Annotated in this window: 11 protein-coding genes; 10 read left to right on the forward strand and 1 reads right to left on the reverse strand. The window is 67.9% G+C overall.

The features are described 5' to 3' along the window. Nucleotides 1–163 precede the first annotated feature (163 nt). Both ACOJSN_RS06415 and ACOJSN_RS06420 read left to right on the forward strand, forming a co-directional pair. Nucleotides 164–892 (forward strand): VOC family protein, encoded by a 729-nt coding sequence (locus ACOJSN_RS06415; RefSeq protein ID WP_420111679.1) that lies wholly within the window; start codon nucleotides 164–166, stop codon nucleotides 890–892. Nucleotides 893–917: 25 nt separating this feature from the next. Further along, a complete protein-coding gene (locus tag ACOJSN_RS06420) occupies nucleotides 918–1,196 on the forward strand; it encodes an acylphosphatase (RefSeq protein ID WP_420111680.1) in 279 nt (92 codons plus the stop codon). A 97-nt stretch (nucleotides 1,197–1,293) separates the two neighbouring features. Here the strand turns inward: ACOJSN_RS06420 and ACOJSN_RS06425 are convergent, their stop codons facing one another. Then, nucleotides 1,294–1,659, reverse strand: coding sequence for a YchJ family protein (locus ACOJSN_RS06425; protein ID WP_420111681.1), 366 nt, complete (start codon nucleotides 1,657–1,659; stop codon nucleotides 1,294–1,296). A 128-nt stretch (nucleotides 1,660–1,787) separates the two neighbouring features. On the opposite strand from ACOJSN_RS06425, the gene ACOJSN_RS06430 reads away from it, so the two are divergent. From ACOJSN_RS06430 to ACOJSN_RS06465, 8 genes are all read left to right on the forward strand, one after another. Beyond that, on the forward strand, nucleotides 1,788–2,927 hold the full coding sequence (locus tag ACOJSN_RS06430; RefSeq protein WP_420111682.1) for a 3-oxoacyl-[acyl-carrier-protein] synthase III C-terminal domain-containing protein: 1,140 nt from the start codon (nucleotides 1,788–1,790) through the stop codon (nucleotides 2,925–2,927). Next, on the forward strand, nucleotides 2,924–3,634 hold the full coding sequence (locus ACOJSN_RS06435) for an iron-containing redox enzyme family protein (protein ID WP_420111683.1): 711 nt from the start codon (nucleotides 2,924–2,926) through the stop codon (nucleotides 3,632–3,634). The genes ACOJSN_RS06430 and ACOJSN_RS06435 overlap by 4 nt, the downstream gene beginning before the upstream one ends. A gap of 2 nt (nucleotides 3,635–3,636) precedes the next feature. Beyond that, nucleotides 3,637–4,470: a DUF6999 family protein gene (locus tag ACOJSN_RS06440; protein ID WP_420111684.1), complete on the forward strand. Its 834-nt coding sequence runs from the start codon at nucleotides 3,637–3,639 to the stop codon at nucleotides 4,468–4,470. Between the two features lie 40 nt (nucleotides 4,471–4,510). Beyond that, entirely contained in the window at nucleotides 4,511–5,485 is a 975-nt protein-coding gene (locus tag ACOJSN_RS06445; protein WP_420111685.1) for a sugar-binding transcriptional regulator, read from the forward strand. Nucleotides 5,486–5,708: 223 nt separating this feature from the next. Further along, entirely contained in the window at nucleotides 5,709–6,824 is a 1,116-nt protein-coding gene (locus ACOJSN_RS06450; RefSeq protein ID WP_420111686.1) for an ABC transporter ATP-binding protein, read from the forward strand. Continuing rightward, nucleotides 6,821–8,515 carry an ABC transporter permease gene (locus ACOJSN_RS06455; protein WP_420111687.1) on the forward strand — a complete coding sequence of 565 codons (1,695 nt, stop codon included), beginning with the start codon at nucleotides 6,821–6,823 and terminating at the stop codon, nucleotides 8,513–8,515. The genes ACOJSN_RS06450 and ACOJSN_RS06455 overlap by 4 nt, the downstream gene beginning before the upstream one ends. 51 nt (nucleotides 8,516–8,566) lie before the next feature. Beyond that, nucleotides 8,567–9,607 (forward strand): extracellular solute-binding protein, encoded by a 1,041-nt coding sequence (locus tag ACOJSN_RS06460; RefSeq protein WP_420111688.1) that lies wholly within the window; start codon nucleotides 8,567–8,569, stop codon nucleotides 9,605–9,607. Nucleotides 9,608–9,745: 138 nt separating this feature from the next. After that, nucleotides 9,746–12,064, forward strand: a complete 2,319-nt coding sequence (locus tag ACOJSN_RS06465; protein WP_420111689.1) for a carbohydrate-binding protein — start codon at nucleotides 9,746–9,748, stop codon at nucleotides 12,062–12,064. Nucleotides 12,065–12,128 lie beyond the last annotated feature (64 nt).

Raw genomic sequence — 12,128 nt, forward strand, 5'->3', positions numbered from 1 at the left:
ACAGGCGCTGACGGTGCTCACCGTCACCGACCACCTGTTTCGGAAGGAAGCGATGAGCGCCGAGGACCGCGAGCGCCGGTTCGGAGCGGCCGCGGCCATCGCGCTCGCGGCCGGGCTGGACGGCTGATCTCGGGATGTCACCGGTCGCGCATAGCGTTCAGGCATGGCTGACGATCGAATGAACCTGCGCCTGGAATCCCTCGTGATCGATGCACGGGACCCGCGCTTGCTCGGTCGCTTCTGGTCCGGGCTGCTGGAGGCGCCGGTCGAGGAGGAGTCACAGCAGGGGATGCGGTTGCGGTACCCAGGCATGGACGGCTTCTTCGTCGACTTCGTCCCGGTGCCGGATCGGGAGGCGCGGCCGCACCGCATCCATCTCGACGTGTTCGCCGGCGCTCGCCGCGACGAGATGGTGGAGCAGGCGCTGGCGGCCGGCGCCGCCCACGTGGACATCGGCCAGCGGGACGTGCCGTGGGTCGTGCTGGTGGACCCCGAGGACTATGCGTTCTGCGTGATGCCTGAGCGCGAGTTCTACCGGGACACCGGCCCGATCGGTGGCTTGCCGCTCGATGCCGACGACATCCCCGCTGCCACCGAGTTCTGGCTCGCGGCCTCCGACTGGGTCCCCGATGACCGCTACGCCCACACGCTGCGCCACCCCTCCGGCGCCGGACCGTTGCTCGGATTCACCGAGCCCGTCGAGCCCAAACGCGGCAAGAACCCGATGCACCTCGACCTGCGCGCGCCTGCTGGAGTCGACTACGAGGAGACGCTCGCGGCCCTCATCGACCTCGGCGCCACCCCACTCGACCACGACTGGGGGCCGCTCGACTGGACGGTTCTCGTGGACCCTGGCAACAACGAGTTCTGCCTGCTGCGACCGCGCTCCTGATCACCGCGCGCGGCATCATGGACCCATGAGGCGGGTCCATCTGGTCGTGCGCGGGAAGGTTCAGGGCGTGGGCTACCGCTACTCGATGCAGCGGCGCGCCGCCGACCTGGGTGTCGTCGGCTGGGTGCGCAACCGCCGCGACGGCAGCGTCGAGGCCGAGATCGAGGGCACCGACCAGCAGGTGGAGGCGATCCTCGCGTGGGCCGAGCAGGGGCCGCCCATGGCACATGTCGACGCCGTGACCGTCACCGAGGTCGACCCCACCGGCGAGTCCGGCGGCTTCGACACCCGCTCGACGCACTGAGCCGGCGCGTCGTGGAACGAGTCGCACGCGCGATCGCCGCAACCGCCCATGACAACCGGTTGCCGCGGCGTCGAGCGTGTGATTCGTTCCAGCTGGTTCAGCCGATGTCACCGTCGACATAGACCCAGCGGCCTGCGCGACGCTCGAACCGACTCACCTCGTGGAGTCGTTGACCAGGTGCGGTGGCGACGAACTCGACGGTCCCACGGTCGTCGTCGGTGCCGCCGTCGGCGGTCCTGACGATCTCGAGCCCGGTCCAGGCCACGCTCGAGGTGACCGCCCGCGGACGCGTGCGCGGGTGCCAGGTGCGGAACACGTAGTCGTCGCGGCCGCGCACGTACGCGGAGTACCTCGAGCGCATCAGGGCTTCGGCGGTGGGGGCCGGGGCGCCGTCGTGGAACGGCTCGCAGCACGCGCCGTACGGCAGGTCGCTGCCGCACGGGCAGGCAGGTGCGAGGCTCACCCGGGCAGTCTTGCGCACACGGGCGAGGAGAGCAGCCTCACCGGGGCACCGCCGTCGGGCCGTGGCCTCCTCCACAGGGGGTGACATGCCCATCGCCGGATCGGCGAGAAGTATGGATGAATAGGGCCATGACGGCGACGGCGTATCTCACCGGGCTCGGGGCCTACCTTCCCGGAGAGCCGGTGGGCAACGACGAGGTCGCCAGCAGGTTGGGCGGCGTGGACAAGCGAACCGAGCGGATCCGGCGCCGGATCCAGAACGCCAACGGGATCCAGCAGCGGTACTACGCGATGGACACCGACGGCCGGACCACCCACCTGAACGAGGAGCTCGCCACCCACGCGATCAACGCGGCGCTCGCGGACCGGGGCCTGCGCGCGAGCGATCTCGGGATGCTGGCGTGCGCCACCACGCAGGGCGACCTGCTCGTGCCCGGGTTCGCCTCGATGGTGCACGGACGGCTCGGCGGCGGCCCGATGCAGACGCTCACCGCGACCGGTGTGTGCGCCTCCAGCATCGCGGCGCTGGACGCTGTGGTGAGCAAGGTCCGCCTGGGGGAGCACCCGCGCGCGGCGGTGGTCGGCTCCGAGTTGTCCAGCAGGTGGCTGCACCAGCGGCGGTTCGAGGGCGTCGAGGACCACCTCGACGCCCACTTCCTGCGGTGGATGCTCTCCGACGGCGCCGGTGCCGCGATCGTGGAGTTCCAGCCGCGACCGGACCGGCCCTCGCTGCGGGTCGACTGGGTGCGGCAGGTATCGCTCGCCCACGAGCACGAGGTCTGCATGCGGGCAGGCCTCGACGGGGACTCCCTCGAGGCCGGATCGACGTGGCAGGACTTCGACGACGTCGCGAGCGCCGAGCGCGCCGGGCTCCTGCAGATCCGGCAGGACACCTCGGTGCTGGGCGACCTCGCGAAGGTCGGCCTCGCGCAGTTCGAGGAGCTCGTGGACCTCGGTCTGGTCGACCTCAAGAAGCTCGACCACGTCATCTGCCACTACTCGACCAACGCGTTCCGCGATGTCGTGTTCGACGCGCTCGCGGCCCGCGTGCCCGGCTTCGACTCCCGCCGATGGTTCTCCAACCTGGAGACCTGCGGCAACACGGGCGCGGCCAGCATCTACATCGCCCTGGACGAGGCGTGGCGCACCGGCCGACTGCAGCCGGGCGAGACCGTGCTGCTCGCCGTGCCGGAGTCGGGACGATTCTCGTTCGGATTCGCCCATCTGACCGTCGTCGAACCTCGCGCACAAAGGAGCACCTCAGCATGACCGACACCACCGCCGCCCCGGTCGAGGGCTTCGTCCCCCCGGCACGCGACACCCGGCCGCTGCTGGACCGCCTCGCCGAGGTCTGGACCGACTTCGAGGCGCGGCTCGAGCAGGTGCCGATCCTGCAGGCGCTCGCCTCCGGCGACGTCACGCTCGAGGACTATCACCGGCTGCTGCACAACCTGCGCCAGCAGGTGGTGGACGGGTCGCTGTGGATCGCCCGGGCCGCATCGAACTTCGACATGGACCACTTCGACCTGCGCTCCGCCGCGATCAGCCACGCGCTCGAGGAGCACCGCGACCACCTGCTGCTGCAGCGCGACTACCTCGCGATCGGCGGGTCGCTGGAGACGCTGCAGGCCGGGCGCAAGAACATCGGCTCGCAAGCTCTCTCGGGCTACATGTTCAGTGTCGCGAGCCGGCCGAACCCGGTGGCCTGCCTCGGCGCGATGTTCATCATCGAGGGCCTCGGCGCGCAGAAGGCGGGGGAGTGGGGTCGCCGCTTCGCCGACGTGCTCGGGCTCGCCGACAACCAGGTCCACTTCATGATCTATCACGCCGAGGCGGACGTGGAGCACACCGGCACCATGGACACCTTCCTGTCCTCGGACCGCCTCGACGCCGATGCGCAGGAGGCGATCGTCTCCTGCGCGAAGGTCGTCGCCAGGCTGTACGTCATGCAGCTCACCGAGCTGGACGAGATCTGAGCATGAGCCCGGAGTTCGTGCGGTCCGACCCGAGCATGTGGGAGGCGATCTTCGCCGATCCCTCGATACCGCTCGACAAGCCGCTGACACGGATGATCATCGATGACCAGCGGCGTACGTCGCGGCGCTGGCTCTACCCCTACGCTCGCTTCTTCTCCCGCGTGCTGGTGGCCGTGCTGTCGCTCGTCAAGAGGGTGGCACCGGGGCGATGGATGACGCTCACCACGATGGACAGGCTGTGCCTGTGGTTCCTGCGCAGGTTCGTGGCAGCCGACGCCGTGGAGCTGCTGATCCGGCACTTCGTCGTCGAGACCAACCTCGTCAACTTCATCATCAACAACACCGAGGCGAAGATCGCCCCGGTGACCCTGCGCCCGACCACGCTTCAAGGACTGGGTGACAACGCCGTCGTCGAGCACGATGTCAACGTCTACGACCTCCTGATCGCCCTCGAGGACGTGCGTGTGGACGCCCCCGACCAGCTCGACTTCAGCGGCATCGACGTGCCGCCGCTGGATCCCGAGCGCAAGCGGCGGCGAATCCTTCAGCTCGATATCCAGACCGCCCTGTGCCTGATGAACATCCCGTTCTGCATGGCGCTCAGCCTCGAGGAGTTCCGCCGCGCGATCCACTCGCTGCGGTTCGACGACTCGTTCCTGGAGATCCTCGCGCTCGTCTGCGAGGACGAGACCTTCAAGCACTGGAAGATGGGCGGCTTGAGCCTCTGGATGGACACCAACGTGGACGTCCCGCAGCTGGTCTACCGCCACGCGCTGGTGTGCGAGTACGCCCACGCGCATCTGGCCAAGCTCGCGCGCGAGCAGCGCATCGGCTGAGCCCCGACGACACCGACCCGGCAGGAGGTCACGGACCACGATGCCCGCACGTGTGACTGCCGCCGCGCGGCGAACGATGATGGAGGTCAGCAAGGCCTACTTTCTCGATGGCCGCACCAAGGTGCAGATCGCCGACGACCTCGGGCTGTCGCGGTTCCAGGTGGCGCGTGCGCTCACCAAGGCCCGCGAGGTAGGGATCGTCACCATCAGTCTGGCCAGCGGCGCGCCGATGCCGAAGTTGTCCGAACGGCTGCGCCGGCACCTGCGGCTGGAGCGGGCACACGTGGTCGAGGCGTACGGCGACGAGAACAGTCTGCGGATCGTGGTCGGTCAGGCCGCCGGCGGCGTGCTCGCCGAGCGGCTCGACGACGGGGAGGTGCTCGGTCTGGGTTGGGGCCGCACGCTCGACGCGATGGTCGACCGCCTCGACCATCTGCCGGCCGTCGAGGTGGTGCAGCTGTCCGGCCACTTCGGTGCGGACATCCGGAATGCTGCCGCCGAGCTGACGCGTCGGACGGTCGCGCTCACCGGTGGCTCCGCTCACGCGATCCCGGCGCCGTTCTTCGATGCCGACGCGCGAGCTGTGAACGCGCTGCGGCGTCATCCCGAGGTAGCGGCCGTGGTGGCGGGATTCGCTCGCATCACCACCGCCGTGGTAGCCGTCGGTGCGGTGCGGCCACGCCCGATCTCGATCGCATACTCGGGTGTGCCCGATCGCTTCATCGAGCAGGTGGTCCAGTCTGGAGCCGTCGGCGAGGTGGGCGGGAACCTGTTCGCCGAGGACGGTACGGTCATCGACTCCTCACTCTGGCGGCACACGTTGTCGGTGACCGCTGAGCAGCTGCGGCAGGTCCCCCGGGTGGTTGCGGCCGCCGGTCATCCGGTCAAGGCGGCCGCGGTCCGGGCGGTGTGTGCGGCCGGGCTGCCCACGGACCTGGTGGTCGACGTCGAGCTCGCGGAGACGCTGCTGCGGATGCCACCGGTGCTCGAACACGCTCGATCGGGAGCGCCCTGACCGCCGGGTTCCGGGTCGGACGGACCGTGATGAGATTGTGACGCGCTCATATGAGCGATCGGCGGGTGCGGCGAGGCCGGGCAGGGAGTGGCCCGTGTCAGGGTGGCCACGCAGCCACCGGGCGTGAACGCCGGGTCCACCAACGAGGGCGACCAGGCAGTTCTCGGCGGAGGCATCGGGCTGCCCGTCAGCACCCCGAGCCCACTCTCGCAAAGGACAGTTGTTGAGCGTCGCCATCTCGATCTCGGACGTCGTCAAGCGCTACGGCGACACCACGGTGATACCGGACCTCTCCCTCGACATCGGTCGCGGAGAGTTCTTCACGTTGCTCGGGCCCTCGGGCTGCGGGAAGACCACTCTGCTCCGGATGATCGCGGGCTTCAACACGATCGAGGCCGGTGACATCCACTTCAACGAACAGCGGATCAACGACGTCGAGCCGTCGAAGCGGCGCATCGGGATGGTCTTCCAGAACTACGCGATCTTCCCGCACCTGAGCGTGCGCAAGAACGTCGAGTTCGGGCTCCGCAACATGGACTTCCCCCGCAAGGACGTCCGCGACAAGGCGCAGGAGTACATCGAGCTGGTCCAGATCGAGCGCTGGGCCGACCAGATGCCCGACCGCCTCTCCGGCGGCCAGCAGCAGCGGGTCGCGCTGGCACGCGCGCTGGTCACCTCGCCCGAGGTGCTGCTGATGGACGAGCCGCTGTCCAATCTGGACGCCAAGCTCCGGGTCGAGATGCGTGAGGTGATTCGCGAGATCCAGAAGCGCGTCGGCATCACCACGGTCTACGTCACGCACGACCAGGAGGAGGCGATGGCCGTCTCGGACCGCATCGCCGTGATGCGTGATGGGGTGATCCAACAGCTCGGTACGCCCCGCGAGCTGTACCACCGGCCAGCCAACATGTTCGTCTCAGGCTTCATCGGACGCACCAACGTGCTCGACGGGCAGCTGCTGCTGAAGGACGGCGTTGCGCACGTCACCGTCGCGGGAGCCGACCTGGTCATCCCCGACCTGCCCGGTGCCGCCAGTGCGGTGGGCCCGGTCCGGGTCGCCGTGCGGCCCGAAGAGTTCGTGCTCGACACGCGCGCGAGCAGCGGCATCCCCGCCACCATTGACCACGGCGTATTCCTCGGCCTCAACACCCACTACTTCCTCACGCTGAAGGTCGGCACGGCCGTCGAAGCGGTGCAGGAGTCGGAGTTCGACGAGTCGCTCGAGCCAGGCACCGAGGTATTCCTCGACATCAAGCGGCACAAGGTGAACGTGTTCGACCGCGACGGATCGGTGAACCTCCGCAGCGCCCCGGCGACTCGGGAGAGCGTGCCGTCATGACCACCATGATGACGATGCCGGAGCCCAAAGCGGCGCGCAGATCCAAGATCCTCGGAATGGACGTCTGGACGGCGGTCTCGCTCGGTCTGCTGCTGCTGTTCGGCATGTTCCTGCTGTACCCGCTCTTCGGGGTGCTGAAGGAATCGGTGGTCGACGGCGATGGTGGCTTCACGTTCGCGAACTTCATCCGGTTCTTCGCGAACGACTACTACGTGGGGACAATCCGCAACAGCTTCGTGGTGAGCCTCGCCGTGACGGTGGTCTCGCTCGCGATCGGTGTGCCGTTCTCGTACTTCTACACCTACTACCGACTACGAGGGTCGAAGCTGCTGTTCGTCGGTGCGGTGCTCTCCTGCATGTCGGCCCCGTTCATCGGCGCGTACGCGTGGATCCTGCTGCTCGGACGCAACGGCGTGGCCACGCGCCTGCTCGAGACGGTCCTTCCGTTCAAGATCGGCAGCATCTACGGCTTCGGCGGGATCGTGCTCGTGCTGAGCCTGAAGCTGTTCCCGCTGGTGTCCGTCTACATGAACGCCGCGTTCCGCAGCGTCGACCGGTCGCTGCTCGAGGCGGCCTCGCTGATGGGCAGCACCGGGCTCAAGCGGATCTGGCAGGTCATGATCCGGCTCACGGTCCCGACGCTGCTCGCAGCCTCGCTCCTGGTGTTCATGCGCGCGTTCGCCGACTTCGGCACACCGATGCTGATCGGCGAGGGGTACCGCACGTTCACGGTCGAGATCTACAACCAGTACCTGGGTGAGGTCGGCCAGAACCACAACTTCGCCGCCGCGATCGGCATCGTCGGGATCATCGTCACCGCCGCCGTGTTCCTGCTGCAGAAGTACGGTGCCAACCGGTTCAGCTTCTCGTTGAAGGCGGGCAGCCCGATCCAGAAGAAGCGGCCCCGGGGTATCGGCGGTGTGCTCATTTACGGCTACATGTACGTGCTCATCGCGCTCGCGATGCTCCCGCAGCTCTACATCGTCTATCTGTCGTTCCGGAACAACAATCAGGCGATCTTCCTGCCCGGCTACTCGCTGGACAACTATCGGATGGCGATGGGCAGGCTGCTCGGTCGATCGGTGTACAACACGATCTGGTTCGCCGTGGTGGCACTCGCCATCATCATCGTGCTCTCGGTGCTGCTCGCCTACCTCGTGGTGCGGCGTGCCAATGCGGCGAACAGCTTCCTCGACACCGTGTCGATGCTGCCCTACATCATGCCGGGCGCGGTGATCGGCATCGGTCTCGTGATCGCCTTTAACTCGCCCCCGCTGGCGCTCACGGGAACGATGACGATCATCGTCATCATGCTGGTGGTCCGGCGAATGCCCTACACGATACGGTCGGCCACCGCGACCCTGATGCATCTGCCGATCTCGATGGAGGAGGCGGCGCGCAGCCTGGGAGCCTCCAAGCTGAAGGCGTTCTGGCGGATCACCGTGCCGATGATGGCGGCTGGTGTCGCGTCGGGTGCGGTGCTGAGCTTCGTCGCGATCGTCACCGAGATGTCGGCCGGGATCATCCTGTACAACAACCGGACGATCACGCTGACCATGTCCGCGTACGTGGCGATCACCCGCGGCAGCTATGGCCTGGCGTGCGCCTTCTCCGCCATCCTCACGGTGCTCACTGCGGTGCTGCTGGCCATCTATCTCAGGTTCACCCGCGAGGAAGACGTGCGGATGTAGCAGCTGCTAGACCCGACCAGCCCCAATCCCCGATGTTGAGGAGACCGACCCATGAATCGCAAGACCTTCCTGGCCGCAGGTGGCGCACTCGTCGCCTCCGCGCTGACACTCGCCGCCTGCAGCGGCGGCGGTGGCGGCGGTGACGACAACCACCTCGTCCTGTACTCCAGCATGACCGACAACGACCTGAACGTGTTCATCGACATCGTCGGCGCAGAGTTCCCGGACATCGACATCGAGATCGTCAACGGCAGCGCCGGCGAGCTGACGACGCGGATCCAATCGGAGTCGGGCAACCCCCAGGGCGACATGATGTGGGGCGGCCTGGACACCGCCGACGGCGATCGCTACACGGACGTCTTCGAGCACTGGCTCTCCGACCACGAGGACGAGCTCCTGCCCGAGTACCGCTCGCCCAACGGGTTCTACAACGTGGATCACCTCTCCACGGTGGCGTTCGCGGTGAACACGGACATCGAGGCGGAGCTGGGCCTGGAGATCAACGGCTACGAGGATCTGCTCGACCCGCGGCTCAACGGACGGATCGCGATGGCCGATCCGACGTCGTCGTCATCTGCCTGGAACAACATCAGCAACATCATGGCGGTCTACGGCTACGACACCGACGAGTCCTGGGACTACATCGAGGCGCTTCTGGACAACGGCCTCGTGATCGTCTCGTCCTCCTCCATCCCGTTCGCCAGCACCGAGGACGGCGAGTACGCCGTCGGACTTACCTACGAAGACGGCATCGCGGCGCTGCTCAAGAGCGGTGCGTCGCACATCCGCCTCGTGTACCCCGAGGAGGGCACGAGCGCCTCGGCGTTCGGCACCGCCGTGATCGAGGGCGCACCCAACGCGGACCTGGCCAAGCAGGTCATCAACTACCTGATGAGCCCCGATGGTCAGGCCGCCTACGCCGAGGGCAGCGGCACCGTCCGCATGACCACCAGTGCCGACTACACGCTCGAGTTCCTGCCCTCGTACGACGAGGTCACCTGGGTGAACCGTGACGTGGAATGGCTGACCGAGAACCGCGAGTCGGTCGTGGATCAGTGGACCGAGCTCTACACGCGTTCGGGCGGTGCATGAGCTGAGATCGTTCGCCCTGCGCCACCGTAGGGCGGGCCGGTGGCGTCGGTCGGACCCGACTCCTGGCCGACGCCACCAATCGAACGGCAGGCGAGCAGGCAAAGTTGCTGGTCGCCGTGCCATGGACAGGAGATAGAGATGCAGACCCACACAGCACGGCGCGGCTGGATCGCGGCCGCGACAGGGGCGGCGCTGATCGCTGCCGGCCTTGCGCCGGCGTTGCCGGCGCTCGCCGACACCGACGACGGCGGAGCGGAGCCGGTGATCTTCGAGGAAGACTTCTCCGGCGGGGCGCTGCCCGAGGGATGGGATCCCGTGCTCGGCGACTGGGAAGTGGTCGACGGTCGACTGCAGTCGACCAGCGGCAGCGAGGCCGCACGGATCGGGTTCGGTCCGGAGGCGCCGGAGAACTTCCGGCTGGAGGTCACCGCTGAGTTCGTCGAGGTGGAGAACGCCGCGCGCTGGCTCAGCGTGGGGCTCGACTATCACGTCGAGGACCACTGGGGGGCCTGGCTCGGTCTGCGCAGCGGGACCACGGCGTCCAACGGTGTCGAGTTCGTGCAGCGGCCGCAGTCGGGATCGAACGCCCTGAGCGCCTACCCCGGACCCTTCGACATGGGCACCGGCACGACGCACCAGCTGGTGGTCGAGGTGCACGGGTCCTCGCTCGAGGCACGCCTGGACGGCGAGCTGCTGATGGCGACAGACGAGCTGCAGCGCACCGGTGGCAGCTTCGGATTCCGGTACAGCCGGGCCACGGTCGCCTTCGACGACATCCGGATCACCGAGATCGCGCCGCGCGCCTCGGCTCCCACGGCGCCGCAGAACGTGCACCTTCAGGAGCACGCCGACACGGCGACGATCACCTGGGACGCTCCCGAGAGTCCCGGTGCGGACGAGGACGGCCATCCGGCCACGATCGTCGGCTACGAGGTCGTGGCCGCCGCCGTCGGGACCCCGGAGGACCAGCTGGAGTGGGCCCCCGCTGCCAGTGCGGACAGGCACACCTTCACCAGGTTGCCCGACGCCGAGCAGCTGCTCCAGGTCCGCGCGGTCAGCAGCATCGGGCTGACCGGCAAGAATGGCTCCGTGGTCACGATGCGTGGCGCCGAGACCGTGGGCGGCTACAAGCTGGAGCTGACCAACGGCCCATGGCCCACCTCGCACGTGCAAGGTATCGCGGTCGATCCGGAGCAGGGCTACATCTACTACTCGTTCACCACGCTGCTGGTGAAGACCGATCTGGCGGGCAACATCGTCGGCTCGGTGGGTGGCTTCACCGGCCACCTCGGTGACCTGGACTTCAACGCCGAGGACGGTCGTGTCTACGGCTCGCTGGAGTACAAGGATGCCGAGGCGTTCTACATCGCGATCTTCGACGTCGACGAGATCGACGAGATCGGCATCGACGCACAGAACTCGCCGATCGTCTCGACCGTGTACCTCGAGGAGGTCGTGGAGGACTACACCGCCGACATGGACGGCGACGGCATCTTCGACGGCAACACCGGGGACACCGCTGACCACCGATACGGCTGCAGCGGGATCGACGGCGTCGCGTTCGGACCGGCCTTCGGCCAGACCGGCGGCCCACAGCTCCTCACGGTCGGCTACGGCATCTACAGCAACGTGGACCGCACCGACAACGACCATCAGGTCCTGCTGCAGTACGACATCAGCGACTGGCGAGGCATGGAGCAGCCGCTGAGCGAGGAGGACCCGCACCACAGCGGCCCGGACGCCGTGGACGGCAAGTACTTCGTCTTCACCGGGAACACCACCTACGGCATTCAGAACCTCGAGTACGACCCATGGCTGGAGCGGTGGTTCCTGGGCGTGTACGCGGGCGTGAAGCCCGCCTACCCGAACTATCTGATGTTCGCCGTTGACGCCGAGGCACAGCCCAGCCTCGAGACCCTCGAAGGGCTCGACGGCGAGGAGGGCCTGCTGGTGCCGCTCGCCGACGACGGGCTCGAGGATGCCGCGACCGGCCTCCGAGGGTGGAACCAGGTGGCGAACGTCGGGTTCCAGTCGCTCGGCGACGGGCTCTACTACCTCAGCACCCAGACGAGTGCCGGTGGCCAGGGATCGATCCTGACGCTAGTGACCTGGACCGGCGAGGTGCCGGAGCCCTTCGTTCCAGTCAGCCCCGATCACGCGGTTCCGCCCGCTCTCTGGGACGCCGACCAGGTGTACGTCGCGGGCGACCAGGTCACCTTCCAGGGGACCACCTGGGAAGCGAGCTGGTGGACCCGCGGGCAGCGCCCAGGCGACGTCACCGGACCCTGGCAGGAGATCCGCACCGTGGCTGACGGCACACCGCTGTGGACGGCGACGCGCATCTTCACGCACGGCGACGTCGTCGAGCACGAGGGCGTGCGCTACCAGGCGCGTTGGTGGACCCGCGGCGAGGCCCCCGATCGTGCCGGTTGGGGGCCCTGGGAAGAGCTGGACTGATGCCGTGTCCCGGGCCCGGGGAGTGCGGCGCCCGGGCGGGGAGCCCCACCACCCAGGGAGGTTA

Source organism: Pseudactinotalea sp., assembly GCF_048594945.1.
Classification (GTDB): Bacteria; Actinomycetota; Actinomycetes; order Actinomycetales; family Beutenbergiaceae; genus Pseudactinotalea.

Coding starts and splice junctions, on each gene's coding strand:
- ACOJSN_RS06415 (WP_420111679.1), top strand. CDS start 164: ATGGCTGACGATCGAATGAACCTGCGCCTGGAATCCCTCGTGATCGAT.
- ACOJSN_RS06420 (WP_420111680.1), top strand. CDS start 918: ATGAGGCGGGTCCATCTGGTCGTGCGCGGGAAGGTTCAGGGCGTGGGC.
- ACOJSN_RS06430 (WP_420111682.1), top strand. CDS start 1,788: ATGACGGCGACGGCGTATCTCACCGGGCTCGGGGCCTACCTTCCCGGA.
- ACOJSN_RS06435 (WP_420111683.1), top strand. CDS start 2,924: ATGACCGACACCACCGCCGCCCCGGTCGAGGGCTTCGTCCCCCCGGCA.
- ACOJSN_RS06440 (WP_420111684.1), top strand. CDS start 3,637: ATGAGCCCGGAGTTCGTGCGGTCCGACCCGAGCATGTGGGAGGCGATC.
- ACOJSN_RS06445 (WP_420111685.1), top strand. CDS start 4,511: ATGCCCGCACGTGTGACTGCCGCCGCGCGGCGAACGATGATGGAGGTC.
- ACOJSN_RS06455 (WP_420111687.1), top strand. CDS start 6,821: ATGACCACCATGATGACGATGCCGGAGCCCAAAGCGGCGCGCAGATCC.
- ACOJSN_RS06460 (WP_420111688.1), top strand. CDS start 8,567: ATGAATCGCAAGACCTTCCTGGCCGCAGGTGGCGCACTCGTCGCCTCC.
- ACOJSN_RS06465 (WP_420111689.1), top strand. CDS start 9,746: ATGCAGACCCACACAGCACGGCGCGGCTGGATCGCGGCCGCGACAGGG.